This is a genomic window from Bradyrhizobium manausense, from assembly GCF_018129685.1.
Lineage (GTDB): Bacteria > Pseudomonadota > Alphaproteobacteria > Rhizobiales > Xanthobacteraceae > Bradyrhizobium > Bradyrhizobium manausense_D.
The window spans coordinates 157,130-179,100 of sequence record NZ_JAFCLG010000003.1 but is presented as its reverse complement, the minus strand read 5'-3'; the positions used below and the strand labels follow the sequence as shown (position 1 = coordinate 179,100).

General features: G+C 64.0%; 20 protein-coding genes and 1 pseudogene. 7 read left to right on the top strand and 14 right to left on the bottom strand.

Going from position 1 to position 21,971, the window contains the following annotated elements; all coding sequences use genetic code 11:
- Positions 1 to 3 precede the first annotated feature (3 nt).
- Positions 4 to 1,665 (bottom strand): thiamine pyrophosphate-binding protein, encoded by a 1,662-nt coding sequence (locus JQ621_RS11205; RefSeq protein ID WP_212234627.1) that lies wholly within the window; start codon positions 1,663 to 1,665, stop codon positions 4 to 6.
- A 323-nt stretch (positions 1,666 to 1,988) separates the two neighbouring features.
- On the opposite strand from JQ621_RS11205, the gene JQ621_RS11200 reads away from it, so the two are divergent.
- Positions 1,989 to 3,305 carry an MFS transporter gene (locus JQ621_RS11200; protein ID WP_212235021.1) on the top strand — a complete coding sequence of 439 codons (1,317 nt, stop codon included), beginning with the start codon at positions 1,989 to 1,991 and terminating at the stop codon, positions 3,303 to 3,305.
- 13 nt (positions 3,306 to 3,318) lie between these two features.
- Here the strand turns inward: JQ621_RS11200 and JQ621_RS11195 are convergent, their stop codons facing one another.
- The 3 genes from JQ621_RS11195 to JQ621_RS11185 form a co-directional block, all read right to left on the bottom strand.
- Positions 3,319 to 3,477: a hypothetical protein gene (locus JQ621_RS11195; RefSeq protein WP_212234619.1), complete on the bottom strand. Its 159-nt coding sequence runs from the start codon at positions 3,475 to 3,477 to the stop codon at positions 3,319 to 3,321.
- Positions 3,478 to 3,621: 144 nt separating this feature from the next.
- On the bottom strand, positions 3,622 to 5,115 hold the full coding sequence (locus tag JQ621_RS11190; protein WP_212234617.1) for a carboxylesterase/lipase family protein: 1,494 nt from the start codon (positions 5,113 to 5,115) through the stop codon (positions 3,622 to 3,624).
- Between the two features lie 22 nt (positions 5,116 to 5,137).
- Entirely contained in the window at positions 5,138 to 6,475 is a 1,338-nt protein-coding gene (locus JQ621_RS11185) for an MFS transporter (protein WP_212234615.1), read from the bottom strand.
- Positions 6,476 to 6,688: 213 nt separating this feature from the next.
- Here JQ621_RS11185 and JQ621_RS11180 point away from each other — a divergent pair, with 213 nt between their 5' ends.
- Entirely contained in the window at positions 6,689 to 7,339 is a 651-nt protein-coding gene (locus JQ621_RS11180; protein WP_212234612.1) for a TetR/AcrR family transcriptional regulator, read from the top strand.
- A 151-nt stretch (positions 7,340 to 7,490) separates the two neighbouring features.
- Here JQ621_RS11180 and JQ621_RS11175 read toward each other — a convergent pair.
- From JQ621_RS11175 to JQ621_RS11145, 7 genes and pseudogenes are all read right to left on the bottom strand, one after another.
- A pseudogene (locus JQ621_RS11175) lies at positions 7,491 to 7,673 on the bottom strand (ABC transporter permease); the annotation flags it as partial.
- 179 nt (positions 7,674 to 7,852) lie between these two features.
- Complete coding sequence (gene uxuA, locus JQ621_RS11170) at positions 7,853 to 9,040, bottom strand: mannonate dehydratase (protein WP_212235020.1); 1,188 nt, start codon at positions 9,038 to 9,040, stop codon at positions 7,853 to 7,855.
- A gap of 18 nt (positions 9,041 to 9,058) precedes the next feature.
- On the bottom strand, positions 9,059 to 10,108 hold the full coding sequence (locus JQ621_RS11165; protein ID WP_212234610.1) for an L-idonate 5-dehydrogenase: 1,050 nt from the start codon (positions 10,106 to 10,108) through the stop codon (positions 9,059 to 9,061).
- Positions 10,105 to 11,511: a TRAP transporter large permease gene (locus tag JQ621_RS11160; protein WP_212234608.1), complete on the bottom strand. Its 1,407-nt coding sequence runs from the start codon at positions 11,509 to 11,511 to the stop codon at positions 10,105 to 10,107. Before JQ621_RS11160 ends, JQ621_RS11165 begins: the two co-directional genes overlap by 4 nt.
- A gap of 4 nt (positions 11,512 to 11,515) precedes the next feature.
- Positions 11,516 to 12,094: a TRAP transporter small permease gene (locus JQ621_RS11155; RefSeq protein WP_212234606.1), complete on the bottom strand. Its 579-nt coding sequence runs from the start codon at positions 12,092 to 12,094 to the stop codon at positions 11,516 to 11,518.
- Between the two features lie 107 nt (positions 12,095 to 12,201).
- Positions 12,202 to 13,161: a sialic acid TRAP transporter substrate-binding protein SiaP gene (locus JQ621_RS11150; RefSeq protein WP_212235019.1), complete on the bottom strand. Its 960-nt coding sequence runs from the start codon at positions 13,159 to 13,161 to the stop codon at positions 12,202 to 12,204.
- An 86-nt stretch (positions 13,162 to 13,247) separates the two neighbouring features.
- Positions 13,248 to 14,057 carry a FadR/GntR family transcriptional regulator gene (locus JQ621_RS11145; RefSeq protein WP_212234604.1) on the bottom strand — a complete coding sequence of 270 codons (810 nt, stop codon included), beginning with the start codon at positions 14,055 to 14,057 and terminating at the stop codon, positions 13,248 to 13,250.
- 147 nt (positions 14,058 to 14,204) lie between these two features.
- On the opposite strand from JQ621_RS11145, the gene JQ621_RS11140 reads away from it, so the two are divergent.
- From JQ621_RS11140 to JQ621_RS11125, 4 genes are all read left to right on the top strand, one after another.
- Entirely contained in the window at positions 14,205 to 15,689 is a 1,485-nt protein-coding gene (locus tag JQ621_RS11140) for a mannitol dehydrogenase family protein (RefSeq protein ID WP_212234602.1), read from the top strand.
- A 98-nt stretch (positions 15,690 to 15,787) separates the two neighbouring features.
- Positions 15,788 to 16,195, top strand: coding sequence for a nuclear transport factor 2 family protein (locus JQ621_RS11135; RefSeq protein ID WP_212235018.1), 408 nt, complete (start codon positions 15,788 to 15,790; stop codon positions 16,193 to 16,195).
- 168 nt (positions 16,196 to 16,363) lie between these two features.
- On the top strand, positions 16,364 to 17,227 hold the full coding sequence (locus tag JQ621_RS11130; RefSeq protein WP_212234600.1) for an SDR family oxidoreductase: 864 nt from the start codon (positions 16,364 to 16,366) through the stop codon (positions 17,225 to 17,227).
- Positions 17,228 to 17,735: 508 nt separating this feature from the next.
- The gene (locus JQ621_RS11125; RefSeq protein WP_212234598.1) at positions 17,736 to 18,314 is read left to right on the top strand and encodes a MarR family winged helix-turn-helix transcriptional regulator; all 579 of its coding nucleotides are present in this window, start codon (positions 17,736 to 17,738) and stop codon (positions 18,312 to 18,314) included.
- Positions 18,315 to 18,327: 13 nt separating this feature from the next.
- Here JQ621_RS11125 and JQ621_RS11120 read toward each other — a convergent pair whose 3' ends face one another.
- Positions 18,328 to 19,263: a hypothetical protein gene (locus JQ621_RS11120; protein WP_212234596.1), complete on the bottom strand. Its 936-nt coding sequence runs from the start codon at positions 19,261 to 19,263 to the stop codon at positions 18,328 to 18,330.
- Positions 19,264 to 20,082: 819 nt separating this feature from the next.
- Here JQ621_RS11120 and JQ621_RS11115 point away from each other — a divergent pair.
- On the top strand, positions 20,083 to 20,853 hold the full coding sequence (locus JQ621_RS11115; protein WP_212234594.1) for a response regulator transcription factor: 771 nt from the start codon (positions 20,083 to 20,085) through the stop codon (positions 20,851 to 20,853).
- Between the two features lie 117 nt (positions 20,854 to 20,970).
- Here JQ621_RS11115 and JQ621_RS11110 read toward each other — a convergent pair whose 3' ends face one another.
- Together JQ621_RS11110 and JQ621_RS11105 are read right to left on the bottom strand one after the other, a co-directional pair.
- Positions 20,971 to 21,429 (bottom strand): hypothetical protein, encoded by a 459-nt coding sequence (locus JQ621_RS11110; RefSeq protein WP_212234592.1) that lies wholly within the window; start codon positions 21,427 to 21,429, stop codon positions 20,971 to 20,973.
- Positions 21,426 to 21,950, bottom strand: a complete 525-nt coding sequence (locus tag JQ621_RS11105) for a flagellar biosynthesis protein FlgN (RefSeq protein ID WP_212235017.1) — start codon at positions 21,948 to 21,950, stop codon at positions 21,426 to 21,428. The genes JQ621_RS11110 and JQ621_RS11105 overlap by 4 nt, the downstream gene beginning before the upstream one ends.
- Positions 21,951 to 21,971: the final 21 nt, after the last annotated feature.

The following is a 21,971-nucleotide window of genomic DNA, read 5'->3' as shown; positions in this document are numbered from 1 at the left end:
CGCTTACGCCTTCACCGCCGGCGTGAAATCCTTTCCGACCGAGATCGCCCTGGGGTCGATGATGCAGTGGAGGATCGACGGCTTGCCCGAGGCCAGCGCACGCTCGAACGCCGGCGCGAACTCTTCGGTGCGCTCGACACGCTCTCCATGACCGCCGAACGCCTTCGCATACATCGCAAAGTCCGGGTTCTTCAGCTGGGTGCCGACGACGCGGCCGGGATAGTCGCGCTCCTGGTGCATGCGAATGGTGCCGTATTGCGAGTTGTCGACGACGATCACGATCAGCGGCGCGTCGTATTGCACGGCGGTGGCGAATTCCTGGCCGTTCATCAGGAAGCAGCCGTCGCCGGCAAAGGCGACGACGACACGATCAGGATATTGCCGCTTGGCCAGCACGCCGGCCGGCACGCCATAGCCCATCGAGCCCGAGGTCGGCGCAAGCTGCGAGGCGAAGCTGTGGAAGCGGTGATGGCGATGGATCCAGCCGGCATAATTGCCGGCGCCGTTGCAGACGATCGCGTCCTTGGGCAGACGATCGCGCAGCCACGTCATGACCTGGCCATACTGGAACGTGCCCGGCAGCTCGCGCGCCTTGTCGGTCCAGGCCAGATAATCGGCATGAGCCTTGGCGGCTTCGCCCTTCCAGGCGACAGCGCCCGAGGGCTTCAGCGTCTCCACTGCGGCAGCGAAGGCCGCGGGCGTCGCCTGGATCGCGAGCGCGGGCTGATAGATGCGGCCGAGCTCTTCCGAGCCCGGATGCACGTGGATCAGCTTCTGCTTCGGGTTTGGAATATCCAGCAGCGTGTAGGACGAGGACGGCATCTCCGACATGCGGCCGCCGATCAGCAGGATGACATCGGCGTTGTCGATGCGCGCCTTCAGGCCCGGGCTCGGGCCGATGCCGAGATCGCCGGCATAATGCGAATGATCGGCGTCGATCAGAGAGGCACGGCGGAACGAGGTCGCCACCGGCAGGTCGAAGCGTTCGGCAAAGCGCGCGATGCTCCTGGTCGCTTCATCGGTCCAGCGCGAGCCGCCGAGAATGACGAGCGGCGCCTTGGCGCTCGCAAGCATCGCGTTGACCTGCTCGATATCGGCCGGTGCCGGCCAACTCACTGCCGGCTCGATGCGCATGGCGTCGGCGACAGCGGCGGTCTCGGTCAGCATGTTTTCCGGCAGCGCGATCACGACGGGACCCGGGCGGCCCTGCATTGCGACGCGGAAGGCGCGCGCGACCAGTTCGGGAATGCGGTCGGGGCGATCGATCTCGACCGCCCATTTCGCCATGGTGCCGAACACGGCCTTGTAGTCGAGCTCCTGGAACGCCTCGCGCTCGCGCATGCCGGTGTCGACCTGGCCGACAAACAGGATCATCGGCGTCGAATCCTGCATCGCGATGTGAACGCCGTGGCTGGCATTGGTGGCCCCGGGGCCGCGGGTGACGAAGCAGACGCCCGGGCGTCCCGTGAGCTTGCCATAGGCTTCCGCCATCATCGCGGCGCCGCCTTCGGCGCGGCAGATCACGACGTCGATCGGGCTGTCATGCAGTGCATCGAGCGCCGCAAGGTAGCTCTCGCCCGGCACGCAGGTCACGCGGTCGACACCTTGCGCGACCAGCTGGTCAATCAGGATCTGGCCCCCGGTGCGGGTGTTTCTGATGGTCATGACAGCTCCCTGGTGGTTCGCTTGAGGCTCGCGCCGATTTGTTCCCGGGGTGGCGTAGGACAGGCGGAAATCGGGCGCAAGGCCGAAACAGCTGCCCCGCGCCACGGCCATGTCATGTCTCTGCTGCGCGACGAAGCCGCGGCCGGGACGGTGCATTGCGCCGGATCGGGGATGGCGTGCCTTGAGCAGACCGGGACGCTGATATGCGCGCGGGCTTTCGGTGTTGACGTGGTGCGATGCACGTTTAAGGAGATGAGACAAAGACTGCAGGGGTGGCGACGTTCGCCGGGCTGGTTCCCGTTGCCGTCACCCATGCAGGACACATGACGACCTCGCCTCACGCGACCTCTCCAAGCACGACATCGAAATCGGCTTCCGCGCCCCCTCATCTCGCCATCGTCCTGTTCTCGCTCGCGATGGGCGGCTTTGCGATCGGAACCACCGAATTCGCATCGATGAGCCTGCTGCCGTTTTTCGCGGCCGACCTTCATATCGACGAGCCGACCGCCGGGCACGCGATCAGCGCCTATGCGCTCGGCGTGGTGGTTGGCGCACCGCTGATTGCCGTGCTCGGCGCAAAGTTCGCGCGGCGTACGCAGCTGCTGATGTTGATGGCCGTGTTCGCGCTCGGCAACGCCCTCACCGCGCTGGCACCCAGCTTCGGCGCGATGATCGCGGCCCGCTTCCTCTCGGGCCTGCCGCACGGCGCCTATTTCGGCATCGCCGCGCTGGCGGCCGCCTCGCTCGTGCCGCAAGATCGCCGCTCGCAGACGGTCGGCCAGGTGATGCTGGGCCTGACCATCGCCACCATCATCGGCGTGCCCATGGCCAATCTGATCGGCCAGGCGCTGGGCTGGCGCGCGAGTTTCGGTCTCGTGTCGGTGCTGGCGCTGCTCACGGTGCTGCTGTGCGCGCTGTTCGCGCCGCGCGACCAGGCCGGGCGGTCGGATCCGCTGCGCGAACTCGGCGCGCTCAAAAGCCGCCGCGTCTGGAATACGCTCGCGATCGGCGCCATCGGCTTCGGCGGCATGTTCGCCGTCTACACTTATCTGGCGACGACATTGATCGAGGTCACCAAGGTCAGCACCGGGGCCATTCCGTTCTTCCTGGCGATCTTCGGGATCGGCGCCACGCTTGGCAATCTGTTCGTGCCACGCTTCGCCGACCGCGCGCTGATGCCGACCGCGGGCGTCATCCTGGTGTTCGCATTCGTGGCCCTGCTGGTGTTTCCGCTGGTCGCCGGCAATCCCTGGCTGCTCGCAATCGACATTTTCGCCATCGGCGCCAGCGTCGCGCTCGGCGCCGTGCTGCAGACGCGCTTGATGGACGTCGCGGGAGACGCACAGGCGCTCGCCGCCGCGCTGAACCACTCGGCGTTCAACACCGCCAACGCGCTCGGCCCCTTCCTCGGTGGCCTCGCCATTCGCCAGGGGTGGGGCTGGACCTCCACCGGCCCCGTCGGCGCCGGGCTCGCCGTTCTGGGCTTGCTGATCTGGTTCGTCGCCTGGCGCGACACTGGTCCCGCGCCGGTCAAGCACGTCTCGGACAGTGATGCGGCGCCGCGAGAGGACGCTCCGCTGAAGCAAGCCCCGCCGCTGGCGCCGCGTGAGCGAAGCCACTCCAAGGAACCGGTGGCCTGACGGATTTCGGCGCTCAGAACAGGGCGGCGTTGAGAGCCTGTCCGTAGATCATCGCGGCGACGAGCGAGACCAGGAGGCCCGCGCCCGAGAAGATCACGAGGATCTTCAGCGTTTCGATCTCGACATTGGTTCCCGTCGCGCGGGATATTGCTCTTGCCAGTGCAGCAATCATCGCCAGCTCCGAAGCCGGCCGCGCGGACGCGGGGCCTAACTTGATCTAGCGTAGATCGGAGCGGCTGCCTGTGAAGCAGATTACAGCTGCTTCGATCGACCTCGCGCTAATCCCGTGAGATCTGCGCGTTCCTGCTCAGGATGCTCATACGGCCTCCCTCATCTTCTTGTTGTCGGAACTTGCGCTCAATTCGGCCCACAGGCGGAACCGCGTGCCTTCGTTCAGCGGCACAACATGAAACGGCTGGGCGAAGATGGCCAGCGGCTCCCTGGACTGCTCGAACCGCGGCCAGGCTTGCGCAACATCAGGCTCGCCCGATGTTACGAAGCGCAGCAGGCTGGTCTGGAACCGCGCTGCGACGTCGATATCTGCGGGGGTCATCGGGCCGCCCTTGCGTTTCAGGATCGGGCGATCGATGAACTCGGGCAGATGCGCCCAGAGGCAGGCATTGTCGGCGCCGTGTGTCGGCCCTTGCGAGAGGAACGGCTCCAGCGCCGGGCCATGATCGAACCGGCTCAGCCACACCGCGCCGCCCGCGGCCGAATGAAGCCGCGCAAGATCGGCCATCGGGCGATGCCAGAACGCATCCGACAGCAGCGCTTCATACGGATCCTCGTCGGGACGCGCTGAGCCGCGATAGCAGGCCAGCAGGCGCTCCCAGCCGGCATCGCCGAACGCGACGCGCACGTTGCGTTCGGTGGTGCGGATCATCGCGGCCGGTGGCGTGCTCTTCAGGAACATCACCATCTCGTCGCGGCATGAGCCGAGCCACAGCGGAATGTGGCGCAGGCGTCCATCGGCGAAGACATCGCGTGGCTCGCGCGGAATGATGGTGCCATCGAGCACCGGACCGAATACGGTGCCTGAGGCGGTCTCGTCGGCGATGCCACGGCCGACGCGCTCGACTGCTCCAAAGAGTTCGTGCAGCGGAACAGTCGAGATCGCGCTGGCGTCGCCCTCGAGCCCGAGTTCGGCCAGCACGCGGCGCGCAACATGATCGGCATGGTCCGCGCTCATGATGTTGCGGCCGGGCGCGCTCAGCGCTAGCGCCCTGGAGAACTTGCCCTTGGCCTGCGGCAGGGTTGCGATGGCAATGACCATCGACGCGCCGGCCGATTGGCCCGACAGGGTCACCTTGTCGGGATCGCCGCCGAAATTCGCGATATTCGCATGCACCCAGTCGAGCGCGGCGAGCGAATCCGAGACGGCGAGGTTGTTGGCCTCGCCCAATCCGTGACGATGCAGCTGCAGGAAGCCGAGCGGGCCGAGCCGATAGTTGATGGTAACGATGATCGCCGGACCACGCGCAGCGAGGAATGCGCCGTCATAGTCGGCTCCGCCGCCGGTGACGAAAGCACCGCCGTGAATAAAGAACAACACCGGCAGCGGGCGATCGGCCCCGACCGGTGTCCAGATGTTGAGGCTGAGACAGGACTCCTCCGCAGAATCGAGATGTCCGGGCTGCGGCGCATATGCACCGTAGTCCGTGCAGCGACGCGGTTCGGTCCACGCCGGCGGCGGCGTTGCCTTGGAAAAGCGCCGCGCGGTTGCGAACGGCACGCCCTTGAAGGTGCGGACGGCCTCCTGCTCGGCCCCGATGATCGGGCCGAGCGTGGTCTGAACTGCGTTGGTCAGCATGCGATCGTGTCCTGTCTTGCGTTCACGCGCGCCGCTTGCCGAGATCGGCGATGTCGACCTTGTGGGTTTCGCGCGCGGTCATCGCGGCGAGGGCCGAAGCCACACAGCAACCGGCGACGAAGATCGCAACCGGAATCCAGCCGTTCGGGCCCTCGCCGACGAGGCTTGCGCTCACCAGCGGCGTGAAGCCAGCGGCGAGAAAGCCGAGCTGGGTGCCGATCGCGGTGCCGGAATAGCGCACGCGCGCCTCGAACATCTCGGCATAGAACGACGGCCAGATCGCGTTCGGCGCCGAGTAGATGATGTAGAGGCCGATCGCCGCGGCGAAGATCGCAGGCGTGCTGCCCGACGTCACCAGCATAAAGTAAGGGAACAGCAGCACGGCGCAGCCGAGTACGCCGCCGATGAACACCGGCTTGCGGCCGATCTTGTCGGCGAGCAAGGCCCAGAGCGGCTGCGCGAACAGCGCGGTGACGTTGCCGAGCACGCCGGCCCACAGCATGGTCGGACGCGCGACGCCGAACTTGCTGGTGGCATAGCCGAGCGCAAACACGGCCGTCAGGGTGCTCACCGTCGCGATCAGCGCGCAGACGATCACGCGCAGCACATCCGGCCCGTAGTCGCGCAGCAGCGCGACGACGGGGAAACGAGCGACCTGGGCCTTGTCCTTGATGTCCTCGAACACAGGCGTTTCCGGCATGGTCCGGCGCACCAGATAGGCAACCAGCAGCACCAGCGCGGAGAGCAGGAACGGAATGCGCCAGCCCCAGCTCAGCAGCTGGTCTTCCGGCATGCTCGACACCGGAATGAACACCAGCGTCGCCAGGATCGCGCCGGCCTGGGTACCGCTCAGGGTCCAACTGGTGAAGAAGGCGCGGTTGGAATTGGCCGAATGCTCCAGCGTCAGCGAGTTCGCCCCGCTCTGCTCGCCGGCCGCCGACAGGCCCTGCAACAGACGGAGCAGCGTCAGGATGATGGGTGCGGCATTGCCGATGGTCTTGGCATCCGGCAACAGGCCGATCGCGAGCGTCGAAGCGCCCATGATCACCAGTGTGAACAGCAGCACCGTCTTGCGACCGATGCGGTCGCCGAAATGGCCGAGGATGACGGCCCCGACGGGGCGCGCGATATAGCCGATGCCGAACGACAACAGCGCGAGCAGCGTCCCGGTTGCGGGATCGACATTGGCGAAGAACACTTTTGGAAAGATCAGCGCCGCCGCGGTGCCGTAGATGAAGAAGTCGTAGTATTCGAGCATGCTGCCGACGAAGCTGACGAGCGCGGCGCGCTTCGGCAGCTTGCTTGGCGTGGTTTCCGCTGCTGTTGGCGCATGCAGCGATGCAGTTGAGATCGAGCTCATCAAAATTCCTCCCCGTGTGCGATGGCGGCTGAAGCTCGCGTCAGGCCCGTCCGGCTTTGCGCGCTTTTCTTGCTTGTGGTTGCCGCACCTTGGTTTCATTGCATAATGTACGAACTAGTACGTTTATGCAAGACCACGCCGGAAAACGTCGGATTGGGCGAAATTTGCCTTCACCTTCAAGGTGATCCATAGAAACTCGCGGGAGAAATAGTAATGCTCAAACGCATGCCGCCCCCATCGAAGCGCACCAACGACCCCGAGCGCACCAAGCGCGACATCCTCGAAGTGGCGATGGCCGAATTCGCCTCGGAGGGTTATTCCGGCGCGCGCGTCGATGCGATCGCGGCACGCACCCGCACCTCGAAGCGGATGATCTATTATTATTTCGGCGGCAAGGAGCAGCTCTACCTCGCAGTGCTGGAAGAAGCCTATCGCAGCATCCGCGCGCTGGAAGACCAGCTCGATATCGCCAGCTGCGACGCGCGCGAGGGCCTGCGCCGGCTGATCGAGGCGACCTTCGACCACGACGAGCGCAATCCGAACTTCATTCGTCTCGTCTCAATCGAGAACATCCACCACGGCAAGCACCTGAAGCAGAATTTGCAACTGCGCCAGCTCAACGCCAGCGTGATCGCGACGCTGGACGGCATCCTCAAGCGCGGCCGCAGCGAGGGCGTCTTCCGCGACGACGTCGACGCCATCGATTTGCATCTGGCCATCTCCTCCTATTGCTTCTTCCGCGTGGCCAACCGGCATACGTTCGGGGCGCTGTTCGATCGGGATCTCAGCGAGCCGAAGGTGCTGGCGAGGAGCAGGACGCAGATTGTGGAGATGATTTTGGCGTGGCTGGGGGCGAAGGAGTGAGGCGAAAGCGCGCCACAACCTCCGCTGTCGTCCTGGCGAAGGCCAGGACCCATAACCACCGAGCGTAGTTTGGCTAAGACTCGGAGTTACCAGCTCACGCGATAACATCTCCCTGGGGTAATGGGTCCTGGCTTTCGCCAGGACGACGACCTCACCCGGCCTTCTTCCCCCGCGCGCTTGCCGCCTGCACCGGCAGGAACGACGCCGCGGTCATCAGCGTCGAGATCGCGGCGATGGTCGGGTCGATCTCGTCACGCAGCGCGGTGAACATGCGCTTGGTCAGCGGCTGATACTGGCCGCCGGAGATGAACAGCGCGACGATGGTCTCGTCCATCAGGAAATGAGGGCAAAGATGGCTTGTTATTAAGCAGGCAGCGAGCTTCAAGAGAGGTCGTCATGCCCGGGCTTGTCCCGGGCATCCACGTTCTCAGTACCGGGAAGCAAGACGTGGATGGCCAGGACAAGCCCGGCCAGGAAGCTGTGGAAGATTCGGCGCCTCTCACTCCACCGCCGTCATCGATGCTCGATCGCCCGGATTGCACCGCGCAGCTCGGCGAGGCCGCGGAGGCGGCCGATGGCGGTGTAGCCGGGATTGGTGCGCTTGGTGGCGGTCAGATCGTCCAGCATGCGGTGCCCGTGATCCGGGCGAAACACGATCCGCTCGTCCGGCGAACGCCGCGCATTCTCCTTCAGCAGCACCTTCAACACCGCAATCATGTCGACGTCGCCGTCGAGATGATCGGACTCGTGGAACGACAAGCCATCGCCCTCGCGTCTGGTCGCGCGCAGATGCGCAAAGGCGACGCGCGGGCCGAAGCGTTCGGCCATCGCGGGCAGATCGTTCTCGGGCCGCACGCCGAGCGAGCCCGTGCACAGGCAGATGCCGTTGGCCCTGGACGGCACGGCATCGAACAGCGCCTGATAGTCATCGGCGGTCGAGGCGATGCGCGGCAAGCCGAACAGCGGCCGCGGCGGATCGTCCGGGTGCAGCGTCAATGACACACCGAGTTGCTCGGCGACCGGCGCGACGCGCCCCAGGAACTCGGCGAGGTGGTGCCGCAAAATCTTGGGCGTGATGTCGCGATACTGCTCCAGCCGGTCACGGAATTGCGGGATGGTCATCGGCTCGGTGGTCGAGCCGGGCAGCGCGCTGGCGATCACCATGACGAGATAATCGATGTCGGCCTGGCTCATCTTTTCGAACAGCGTTTTGGCGCGTGCCTGCTGCTCCGGCGAATAGTCCTGCGCGGCAGCGGGGCGCTTGAGGATATGCAGCTCGAACGCGGCAAAGCGGTCCTGGTCGAAGCGCATGGCGCGAGCGCCGTTCGGCAGCTCCCACTCCAGATCGGTGCGGCACCAATCGACCACGGGCATGAAGTTGTAGCAGATGATCTTGATTCCGGATGCAGCAACGGCCTCCAGGCTCGCGATCCACGCCTCGATGGACTTCGTCGCCTTGGCCCCGAGACGTTTGACGTCGTCGGGGATCGGAATCGATTCCACCACCGACCAGGTCAGTTGCGAGCGGCCGGGCTGGCCGCGCTCGATAAAGTTCTTGCGCTCCTCCACCGCCTTGCGCGTCCAGGCCTCGCCGATCGGCACCTGATGCAGTGCCGAGACGATATCCGTCGCACCGGCCTGCCTGACATCGTCCAGCGACACGGGATCGTCGGGCCCGTACCAGCGCCATCCCTGCAACATCATGCCTGTTCTCCCGGATCAGTTGGCGGTCAGCACGACCTTGACGCTCTGCGAGCGGTCGAGCGCCAGCCGCAGCGCGTCGGGTGCGGTGGACAGTGGCCGTTCGGCGGTAACCAGCGAGAGCACGTCGACGTTTCCGGCACCGATCAGCTCGACCGCGGTCATGAACTCGAGCCCGAAGCGGAACGAGCCGCGCAGGTCGATCTCCTTTGCCATCACGGCATTCGACGGCGTCGGAATCTGGCCGCCCGGCAGATTGCCGATCTGCACGACGATGCCGCCGCGTCGAACGATCCCAATGGCGCTGGCAAGGCCCGCGGCCGTGCCTGACACTTCGAACGCGACATCATAAGGACGCGAAGCGGCCTGGGCCTTCAGGCCCTCTTCGCCGGCGGAGACATTTTCGACGTGAGAGGCGCCGAGCTTGGTCGCAAATGCCAGCGGTGCCGGCGCGATGTCGGCAACCGTGATATCGGCCATCCCGGCGCGGCGCGCGGCGAGCATGGTCAGGAGCCCGATCGGTCCGGCGCCAAAGATGATGCCGCGCTTGCCCTCGATATTGCCGGCGCGCGCGACCGCATGCAGGCAGACCGCGAGCGGTTCGGCCAACGCCGCGGCCTGATAGGGCACATGATCCGGAATCTTCACGCACTGCGCCGGGATCGCGTCGAAATAGTTGGCAAAGCCGCCCTGCATGTGCGGGGTCTTCGACGCCGAGCCCATGAAGTAGATATTTTCGCAGAGGTTTTGCCGGCCCTCGCGGCAGGCGGTGCAATGTCCGCACCAGCGCGACGGGTTGACGGCGACGCGGTCGCCGACCTTCAGGTTGGCCGCGGAGCCCGCGATCTCGACGACCTCGCCGGAAATCTCGTGGCCGAGCACCAGCGGCGATTTCACCACGAAGTCGCCGGTGCGGGCATGGCGAAAGTAATGCATGTCGGAGCCGCAGATGCCGCCGGCGCCGAAGCGAATGCGCACCATGCCCGCGGGGAGCTTGTCGAGCGGATGCTCGACCATGCGCAGATCTTCGGGGCCGAACAGGGTTGCAGCGAGAGCGACTGAGGTCATTTGGAAAGTCCCATGTATTTTGGCAGCCAGAGGGTCAGTTCGGGAATGTAGGTGATCGCGATCAGCGCGAGCATCAGCGGCACCAGCCAGGGCAGGATCGCCACCGTCGTGCGCTCGACCGAGAGTTTTGCCACCCGCGCAAGCACGAACAGCACCATGCCGAGCGGCGGATGCAAGAGGCCGATCATCAGGTTCAGCGTCATGATCAGGCCGAAATGGATCGGATCGATGCCGAGCTTGAGCACGATCGGCAGCAGGATCGGCACCAGAATGGTGATCGCCGCCGTGGTGTCGATGAAGCACCCGACGAACAGGATCAGGATATTGGCGAGCGCCAGGAACACCCATTTGTTATGGGTGATGCTGAGCATCCAGTCCGACAGCAATTGGGCTGCCTGCGACACTGTGAGCAGCCAGGCGAAGATCGAGGCTGCGGTAACGATGAACAGCACCGAGGCCGTGGTCTCGATGGTGTCGAAGGTCGCCTTCGCCACCGTCTTCAGCGTCATGGTGCGGTAGCGCACGAGGCCGAGGAACAGCGACCAGATCACGGCTGCAACCGCGGCCTCCGTCGGCGTGAACCAGCCGAGCGTCATGCCGCCGATCAGGATCACCGGCGCCATCAGCGCCATCACCGCCGAGAAGTCGAAATACCAGTCGATCGCGAGCAGCGTGCCGAGACCGATCACCACCGCCAAGTTGGTCGATAGGCCGGCCAACGTCATCAGCCAGATCGCGAGCGGGAAAGCGAGCACGATCGCGATCTCAAGCCCGGCGGAGCCGAGCTGCGGCCAGGAGAAAGGCGCATCGCTGCCCCAATTGTTCTTGTGCGCGAAGTAAGTGACGGTCGCCATCATCAGCAGCGTCATGACGACGCCCGGGATGACGCCGCCCAGGAACAGCGCGCCGATCGAGACGTTCGCCATCATGCCGTAGATCACGAAGGGCAGCGACGGCGGAATGATGGGCCCGAGCGTGGCGGACGCCGCGGTGACGCCAACCGAGAACTCGGTCGAGTAGCCATGGTCCTTCATCGCCTTGATCTCGATGGTGCCGAGACCGGCGGCATCCGCGATTGCGGTGCCGGACATGCCGGAAAAAATCACCGAGCCGATGATGTTGACGTGGCCGAGGCCGCCGCGCATCCAGCCAACCAGCGCGACGGCGAATTTGTAGATGCGCCCGGTGACACCTGCGATATTCATGAGGTTGCCGGCCAGGATGAAGAACGGCACCGCGAGCAGCGGAAAGCTCTCGACGCCGGCAATCATGCGCTGCGCCAGCGTCACGTCGGGCGTCACGCCGCTGACCAGAATATAGAGCAGCGACGACGAAGCCATGGCGATCGCCACGGGAACGCCGAGCAGCATCAGGATGAGGAAACCTCCAAGCAACAGCAGCATCACCTTACCCTTCAATACCGTCGTAGGCACCGGGACGTTCGAGGATCGAGTAGCCCTGTCGCCGGTGTTGCAGCGCCACCTGCACCGACCGCACGAACATCAGCACGAAGCCGAGCAGCACGGCGTAATAGACGTAGTTCTTTGGAAAATTGATCGTGGTCATGTTCTCGTCGCCGATGATCTGGATGTAGACCCAGACCAGCTTGATGGCATAGCCGAAGAAGGCGATCCGGATCAGGTCGATCAGCGTGGACAGCGCACGCGCCGCGAGGTGCGGCAGATAGCGGTAGATCAGGTCAACCTGGATATGCCGCGACATCCGTACGCACATCGACGCACCGATGAAGACCACGCCGATCAGGCAGTAGGTCGCGATCTCCTCGGTCCAGGCATAGCTGTCGTTGAGCACGTAGCGGGTGAAGAACTGGAGGAAGACGGCGAATGCCATCACCCAGAAGATCGCCAGCGCCACCCAGTCCTCGAAGGCGTAGATGCCGAGATCGACCTTCGGCGCGGCCTCTTCCTCGAAGGTGTGGGCAATCTCGTCCGCGGTGATCTGCCGGTGGATTTCGGTGGTGGACATGGGGGACTCCTCTTGACGTCATTCCGGGGCGACGCGCGAGCGTCGAACCCGGAATCTCGAGATTCCGGGTCTGGTCCTTCGGACCATCCCGGAATGACGGCTCACTGTTACTTGACGGCCTGAATGCGTTCCCAATCGGCCTTGCGGTAGCCAAAAGTCTCGAACGGGACGTTCTTCAGCACGATGTCGCGGAACTCGTTCTTGTCGACTTCGGTCACGGTCAGGCCCTTCTCCTTGAAGAAGGCGACGAGCTTGGCCTCGTTCTGCTTGATCTCCGCGGTCGCCTTGGCGGCGGCCTCCTGCGCCACGTCGGTGAAGATCTTCTTGTCCTCGTCGCTCAGCTTCTTCCAGAGCGCACCCGCCACCACCGTGTTGAGGTGGTCGACGATGTGGCCGGTCAGCACGACGTGCTTCTGCACCTCGTAGAACTTCTTGGCCTCGATCGTGGTCAGCGGATTTTCCTGCGCTTCGACGGTGCCGTTCTGGAGCGCGAGATAGACTTCGGCGAAGGCGATCGGCGCGGTGTTGGCGCCGCAGGCGCGCGGCATCGCCAGATAGGCCGGAACGTCCGGCACGCGCATCTTCAGGCCTTTGAGGTCCGCGCAGGTCTTGATCGGCTTGTTCGAGGAGGTCTGGCGCACGCCGTAATAGGTCACCGCGATGATGTGGTGGCCACTCTTGTCCTCATAGCCCTTGGCGAGCTCCTTGAAGATATCGCTCTTGGTGTAGGCGAGCAGGTGATCGGCGTCGCGGAAGGTGTAGGGATAATAGGTCACGCCGATCGGCGGAAAGCTCTTGGCCGCGAAGCTCGAGCCGGAAATGATGATGTCGACAGAGCCGAGCGAAAGGCCCTGGTTGATGTCGGCTTCCTTGCCGAGCTGCGAGGCCGGATAGACGTCGATCTGGTAACGCCCGTTGGTGCGCTTGCCGATCTCCTGCGCGGCCCAGACCGAGGCGGTGTGGAACGGCTCCGAGGTCTCGTAGACATGGGCCCATTTCAGCTTGGTCTGCGCCATGCCGGCATTGGTCGTCGCGAACATTGCGGCGACCGACGTCGCCAGCACCATCGTGAATGTCTTCAACACTGATTTTCCTCCACTGATTCAAGTCTGCTTCTTATTCACCCACCGACATCGAGGCGGGCCGCCCGATCTCATCGTCGCCGAACGACGCCGCCTTTGGCCGCTTTCTTCGAGGAGCGTTTTGGTTTCGCCGTCTGAGCCCCGGATCGCGCCGCCCGCTTCCGCGGCGCCGGCGCACCTGCGGTGGCCTCCGCGCCAAAGTTCTGCGCAAAGCGCTCCTGCGAATGCGCGAGGTGGTCGCGCATGGCATCGTGAGCCGACAATGGCCGGCGCGCCGCGATGGCATCGCGCACGGCGCGATGCTCGTCGAGCGCGGTGCGCCACGTGCCGGGATTCTCGAAGTAATGCGCAAGCTGCGTGAAATAGGGATTGAGCCGCTGGTCGAACAACTCGCCGACCACCCGCACCAGCACGGCGTTGCCAAGGCATCCGGCAATCGCGATGTGAAAGGCGCGGTCATGAACCATCGAGGCTTCGCCGGGGTGGTCGACATTCTCCATCGCCACGAGCGCGGCATCGATGCGCGCAATGTCATCCCTGGTCGCCACGCGCGCCGCCTGCTCGGCGATCGCACTTTCCAGGAATTCGCGGGCGCGCAGCAGCTCGAACGGGCCTTCGATGACGGCGGACGGGACCGGCGCGGCGTCGGCGGCCTCGGTTACATAGATGCCGGAGCCGACGCGGATGCGGACGCGTCCTTCCACTTCGAGCGCAATCAGGGCCTCGCGCACCGTCGGCCGCGACACCTTGAGCTGCTCGGCGAGCTCGCGCTCGGTCGGCAAACGGCTGCCGACCGCGTACTCGCCGCTGTCGATCAGGCTTCGCAATTGATCGGCGATCTGGCGATAGAGCCGTCTCGCCTCCACAGCTTCCAGCGGCACGCTGGCCTCCCCGAAAAGGGTCTCGCCGGGAAGCTTCGCGCCCGGCGGCCCGCCAATTTTGGATAATTGGCCTTACCAATTGACCGGAGCATTGACCTGATACGGTCGCCATGTCAAGCAGCGGCCAAACATCAGGGAGAAACGACCATGCGGCTTAGTTCAACGCGCCTTGGCCGCGCCAATCTTGACCGGCTGGCACCTCGCGTCCGCCGCCCTGCCTATGACCGTTCGCGTATCACGCCCGGCATCGTGCATCTTGGCCTCGGGGCCTTTCATCGCGCCCATCAGGCCGTCGTCATCGACGATTGCCTTGCAGCTGGTGCCACCGCCTGGGGCATCATCGGCGCGAGCCTGCGCAGTCCGGGCACGCGCGACGCCCTCGCCCCGCAGGATCACCTCTACACCGTCGCCGTGCGTGCAGCCGAAGGCACCGAGCACCGCGTGATCGGCGCGCTGCTCGACAGCTTTGTCGCGCGCGAGAATCCGACACGGCTGGTCGACAGGATGGCGAATCCTTCCATCCGCATCGTCTCGCTCACCGTCACCGAGAAGGGCTATTGCCACACGCCGCAGACCGGCGACCTCGACGAGCGGCATCCGGACGTCGTGCACGATCTGAACAATCCTGACGCGCCGCGTTCGGCGCCCGGCTTCATCGTTGCTGCGCTGGCGCGCCGGCGGGCACAGGGGCTTCCGCCCTTTACCGTGCTGTGCTGCGACAACCTCGCCGCCAATGGCCACACCGTGCAGCGGATCGTGACGCAGTTTGCAGCGCTGCGGTCGAAGGATCTCGGCAAATGGATTGCCGATACGGCCGCCTTCCCCTGCACCATGGTCGACCGCATCGTGCCGGAGACGCTAGAGGCGGACCGTGATGCGGTGTCCGCCGCGCTCGGAATGCGCGACGCCTGGCCGGTGATGACCGAGCCGTTCACGCAATGGGTCGTCGAAGACCGCTTCGCCGCAGGGAGGCCCGATCTCGCTGCCGCAGGCGTCGAGCTCGTGTCCGACGTCAAGCCGTTCGAGCTGATGAAGCTGCGGCTGCTCAATGCCAGCCATTCGGCGCTGGCCTATCTTGGCTATCTCGGCGGCTACGAGACCATCGCCGACACCATGAAAGATCCGCATTTCGCGCGGCTTGCCGCGCAGGTGATGGAAGAGGCAGCGGTGACGCTGACAATGCCGGTGGGCGCTGATCTTGCCGCCTATCGCGCTTCGCTGCTCAAGCGCTTCACCAACCCGGCGCTGCATCACCGCACCTGGCAAATCGCGATGGACGGCTCGCAAAAGCTGCCGCAGCGGCTGCTGGGCGCAATGCAGGATCGTTTGCGCCGGAACCTGCCGATCGCGACGCACGCGCTCGCGGTGGCCGGCTGGATGCGCTACGTCACCGCGCGCGACGAACACGGCCGCGCCATCGACGTTCGCGATCCCCTCGCCGCCGAACTCGCAGGCTTGGCGCGCGAGGCCGGTCCCGTCGCCGAACGGCTCGCGCCGGCGCTGCTGGGCGTGACCAAGGTTTTCGGCCCGTTCGGTGCCGAGCCGCGCCTGCGCGAGGCCGTGACCGCGGCGCTCGGCCGACTCTATGCGAAGGGTGCGCGCCAGGCGGTGGAGACGCTCGTTTCCGCGTGATCACAAAGTGGGCAGCGGCGTCTTGCATGCTGCACTGCGTTCAAAGTCGAACGGAAGTCGCGCTTGATTTTTGCCTGCCATTGACCCACCCAAGAGGTATGGCAAAGGACAGCAAGGTCATCGCCGCGAACGCGGCTTTCTACGCCGCCTTTTCGACGGGCGATTTTGACGGCATGCAGCGGATGTGGGCGGAAGACGACGCCATTTCCTGCATTCATCCCGGCTGGCCCGCAATTGTCGGCCACGCGACCGTGATCGGAAGCTGGCGCGATATCCTGCAAAACCCTGAAAGGCCGCAGATCGTCTGCGCCGAACCGCAGGCGATCGTCGATGGCGACAGCGCCCGGGTGCTGTGCATCGAGATCGTCGACGGTACCGCGCTCGCCGCCGCCAACCATTTTCGTCGTGTCGGCGACAGCTGGCGCCTCGTGCATCATCAGTCGAGTCCAATCGCGCAGATTGTCGAACAGTCTGAGGACGATAGAGCGAGCCACCGGGTGCACTGACCGCGCCGGCGTTCCTACTGTGCATGGGGTTGTTTTTTCAGTTTCCTGTTCGACGGCGACGCAGTCGGTCGGGTGAAACTGCAACATCTTTTGTCGGCCCCAAAAATCTCCTATGAGCAGGAACGCGCGGCTGGCGCGAATGGAACTCGCACCCCACACGGCGAACGCATGCGGCTCTTCATCCTTGGCCTCGGCTATAGCGCCCGGCATTTCGTCCGCAGTTTCGGCGGCAGCTTCTCGCATGTCGCCGGCACGGTGCGCGATCCCGCCGGGCGGAACGACCTTGCCGGCGTCGAGTTGCATGGCTTCTCCGGCAGCCGGCCCGCCGACGCAACCCTGGGCCGTATCCGCGATGCCGATGTCCTGCTGATATCGATCCCGCCGGGCAGCGGCGGCGATCCCGCACTCGCAGCATTCGGCGAGGCCCTGGCGGCGGTCCACCGCAAGGTCGTCTATCTCTCCACCATCGGCGTCTATGGCGACCACGCCGGCGGATGGGTCGACGAGAGCACGCCACCCCAATCCGCACTCGACCGCGCCAGGCTCCGCGTCGCGGCAGAGCAGGCCTGGGCGGAGACGGCGCACGGCAATGCCGCGATCCTGCGGCTTGCCGGCATCTACGGTCCTGGCCGCAACGCGCTGGTGACGCTGGCCAATGGCATGGCCCGGCGCATCATCAAGCCCGGTCAGGTCTTCAACCGCATCCATGTCGACGATATCGCCAGCGCCATCATGGCGGCGATCAACCACGACAGCGGCGGTACCTGGAACGTCTGCGACGACGAGCCTGCGCCGCCGCAGGACGTGATCACTTATGCCGCGCGGCTGATGGGCGTTGCTCCGCCGCCTGAAGAGGCGTTCGCAACCGCCGAGATGTCGGCAATGGCGCGCAGCTTCTATTCGAGCAGCGCCCGCGTCTCCAACGCGAAGCTGAAGCGCGAGCTCGGCGTCGTGCTGGCGTATCCGACCTATCGGCACGGCCTCGATGCGCTTTGGCGCGACGACGAAGAGAGGACCGCACGCGCAAGATAAAAGGGCGCTCGCCTGGACCGCCCTTTTGGAATCCAGCGTCAGCTCAAGACGCCATATGTCCTGAACCAGGCCTCTGCCTGCCGTTCGTCGACAATTGCAACATCCATTAACCGCGTTAGGCGGTTCTCCCGCACCTGAGTGCGCCATGACGTGTTGCACGCCGTGCGTGGTTTCACGCAATTCGAAACGTTTCGCCGCGACAATCGGGCCGATCGTGGCCGCAACGACACATCATGTTGCCTGGACACCCCTCAGCGCTCAGTCATGCGACGCAAGCCCGCACCATTTGACGCGAATTTTCACATCAGTTGAGCCGTCATTTTTACTCGAACTTTCTTCGCGACGCTCTAGTTCCACTCCTGAATGTTCCATCTCCAGAACGGAGAAGCGTCTTTCACGCGCGGCAATTGTTTCCGCTTCGAGCGAAGCTCGACAGCCCCATTTTGACCCGCAGCGATTGCGCAGCCGAAGGCTCAATTGAAAAAGACTTGTCCGATCTGGCATTGAAATGAATTTGGCTCGCGAAGCGATTGAAGTATTGGGACAGGTGGCACGAATCCTATGGTTCGAAGGCACCAAGCACGGCATGCGCGATCGCGAGTGGATGGCACTGCGATTCCTCTCCCGTGCGAACCGATTTTCCAGGACGCCTTCGGCGCTGGCGAGCTATGTCGGGGCCACGCGCGGCACCGCGTCGTTCATCATCGGCGAGCTCGAGCGCCTCGGCTATGTGGAACGGAAGCGATCCGCCACAGACAAGCGCTCGGTGATGTTGAGCGTGACGCAGCAGGGCAAGAAGCTTCTCGCGCGCGATCCCGTCAATGGCTTGGTCGATGCCATTGCCGTCCTGGATGACGACAGCAAGATCCGCTTTCGCGATACCTTGCTACACGTGCTCGATCAGGCGGATGCCGCCGAACAGCGGCATCACACCGACGTCTGCAAGCGATGCATTTTCCTGCGCGAGGATCGCACCGCCTCCGAGAGCAAGTCGACGGTCGAATTCACCTGCCGCCTGTTCCGTGCGCCGATCGCCGAGTCCGAGATCGACCAGCTATGCACCAGTTTCGAGCATCATCGCCAATAGTATTGTCGGCCGGTCACTTGCGGGGCGAATAGACCACGCCGCCACCGCTGGTTTCCACCACCAGACGGCCATTATCGTTCCTGATCTCCTCGATACGCCCCAGGTTAGGCACCTGCTGGCCGAGCACGGCCTCGATGACGCCGTTCGGCCCCTGGAGGATCGCGATGCCTTCATAAGCCTGGCGAACCGACCAGCCCTTGATCACCTTTCGCGGCGCCGAGCTGCGTTCGACCGGAGACACCGACCCCGTGGTCTCCGGTGCTGCAACCGAAGCCATCATCGGCATCGCCGACGAGGGCTGCGCGGCGGCCGGTGTCGGCGCCGGGACCTGGGCTTGCGCGAGCCTGTCGAGCTTGGCCGTTGAAGATGAGCTGACCCGCTCGATACGATCGAGATTCTCGGCAAAGCGGCCGAAGCGGTCGCTGGTCGCCTTGCTCGACTGATCGACCGCGGTGCGAAGGCCATCGAGATTCTCGGACACGCCGGACAATTGCTTGCGCAACTGCGCGACCGTCTCGCGCAGATTCCTGATCTCCGTGTTGGCAGCAACGCTGTTCTGAGCCGGCTGCGTGGTAAGATAGGCGATGACGCCGGTGCAGGCGCAAACCACGACAATGGCCGCAACGGCCAATGTCGCGAGTGGTGCGACCCATGTCGGGCGCGGCGGCGGCGGCTTTGCCACGATCATCGCCGGCTTGACCACGACAGGCGCAGGCTTTGGTATGGCCATCTTGTCGAGGCGCGCCTTGGCGCGAATACGCTTCAATCCCTCGAGCGCCTCTTTGGCAGCAACTTCGTCGCTCGACGCCGGTGCAGGCTTCACCCCTGGCGCAGGCTTGGCCGCACGCGTTGCACTATTCACCTTGCCATCGCGCGCTTCCGGAGTCGGCTTCGCCGTCGCAGTCATGTCCGCAGTTTCGGCGGGACGCGCTTTTCCCTCGGACAACATTTGAAAATGCTCCGTTCGTATTTCGATCTGTCGAACGAAGCTAGTTGGCGAAGCTTGCCTGAAACGTGCGCGTCAAACAACTTTTTGGTGCGAGCGCGCGACGTCGAACGATTCGAACTCGCCACGCGCGAGAGGAAAGTGCGACTCGAAAGACACACACTCGCCAAGAGTTCGCCAAGCTGGAATTTCATCGCGATACATGAGTCGAATTGTCGCACGCGAGAGCGCAGCCACAAGAGTCAATCCGGGGTTGAAAACCCTTCACTGCGGCCACCGACGGGCACTACCCAAAATTGCTTTAGTTGCACAGGCATACGGAACTGTATAACCACCACGGTGCAAAACTAGTTTGAATACTGAATCAACTGGTGAAGCTTGCAACACCAAGCAACAACCAGAAACAAACCAACAGCATCAAGCACACGTAGCAACAGCTTTGTTTCGCACGCTTGATCGGAATTTGGCAATTGGTACGGTCCTACTCAAGTGATTCTCTCCAGTTGGCGAGGAGATCGGCTGAGTTCAGTTGCGTTTGGACACGATAAGCACTTGGCGCAACTGTTCTATGCCGCTGTCTCAATCCGCCCCGCAAGGTGATCCGTAAGACACCCGCCGGGCCACACACAGTAAGCGTTCAGTACCGAGTCGAAGTAGCAGGCCTGCTCACGCAGGCACTGAATGCGTAGGGCTGCCCGCGAATATCGAAACCATAACAACGGTTCGCGGGAGGGAAAATGTCGTCAAACAGCATAGCCGACGATCCGGGGCATCACAAAAACCTTCCGGTCGCTGCAAGTGCGAAACAGGGGCGAAAGACTGATGTATATTATCGTTGATGATCGCGAGAGCGTCACGAACAGCTACGTTGGAGGGCTCGTTCGCGAAGGTGTATCGTCGATCGGCTTCTCCTCCGGAGAATTCTGGGACTGGCTGCAATCCGCCAATGAATCGGATCTGGCCGCCGTCGATGCTTTTCTGCTGGGGGAATGCGACGCCCGCGGAAGCCTGCCACGGGCGATGCGCAAGCGATCTATGGCTCCGATCATCGCCATCAGCGGCCAGAAGATGCTCAAGAACACGCTGGAGCTGTTTGAATCCGGCGTGGATGACGTCGTCCATGTGCCGATCCATTTGCGTGAGATCCTGGCCCGAACGGCTGCGATCGCACGTCGGCGGGTGGGCGAGTTGCCGAGGCCTTGCGAGACCAGGATCCAGGTGTTCTTCAACGGACGTGACCCCGAGATCGCGGGCCACGCCCTGACGCTGCCCCGCCGCGAGTTGCGCATTCTCGAATACATGGTCAGCAACCACGGCAAGTGGATCACCAAGACGCAGATCTTCAACGCGGTCTACGGCATCTTCGAATCCACGTTCGACGAGAGCGTGATCGAGAGCCACGTCAGCAAGCTGCGCAAGAAGCTTCGAGACCGCCTCGGTTTCGACGCGATCGTGGCCCGGCGTTACGTCGGATACCGGCTCAACATCCCGTCGAACGAGGCGATCGACGAGCCGATGCAGGAGATCGACGAGGTCGGAATCCTCCTGAATCGAGCACATTCCGCTGCCGCCGCCTACCCGGCCGGCAACTGACGCGCCGAAGTCAGCCAGCACAAGACCGCCGGCCTCTGCGGGGAGATCCCGCAGAGGCCGGTTCGTTTTCGTGGAGGGAAACGTCGCTACGCTGGCGCGGCTTCGCAGACCGGCGCGTCAGGGCTTCTGCTGGAACTCATCCCTGGAGACGTAGTTGAAGTCCTCGACCAAAACATCCTGGACGATGTCGGCCTGCATCCGCTCGTTGACGCGCTGCTTGATCGCCGAGGTGAGGATGGAGAGGTCGTAGCGAGCGAGCTTCCTGAAATCGAGCTTGTCGTCAGCATAGATCCTGCGGAACGCCTCATCGACGACGAATGGCTCCGGCGGAACAGTGAGCTGGTGCAGGGTCCGCGCCTCCACGGTGTAGACGAAGCGCGCGACGATGTAACCCTGCACGGCACCGCCCTCGACCATGGGCACGCTCAGCGCCCGCGTCTTCTGGTACTGCAGCCCGTCGAGGTATTCGTCCTTCGCGGGCAACAGGCTGCCGTTTTCCTTCCAATAGGCCACGCCATAGCTCGTGCCCGCGGTGAGGATACAGACCCAGAGGCCGGCCAGAACGAGCTTGATCATTGTCCGTCCCGTGCTGCGCGACCGGTATAGGTACCGTCCGATTCGGACTCCTTGATTGCCCTGACGATGATGGCCGCCACCTCGCGTACCGCATCGTAGTGCATTTCGAGGAGCGAGCGATTTCGCTCGAGCTTCTGCCGTAACTGCTGGATCTCCTCGGTAATCTCGGTTTCACCACCGAGATGCATCCGTGCCCGCATCAGCCGGACGAATTCCAGCATGCTCCGGCTTTTCCGGCCGCTGAAATCGTCAAAATCGATCTTCTGTCCGGTGGCGAGCGCTACCGTCTCCTCTTCGACGATGCTTTCGAGCCGGCGAATTGCGGCGAGCAGGCCCGAGACCTCTTCGGCACGCGTCGCCTCCAGCCTTGCCGCTTCAGCCTCGTCGGATATCAATTCGCTGCCGGCATTTGGCAGGACCACGGGCAACTGGACATCGCCCGGTGCAAATTCCGTCATGACCTCGATGTCCGCGACCGGCTGCTCCATGAGGACGGCCGTCGCGCCTTGTTCTGCCTGCATAGCCAATTCACCCCTCAACTT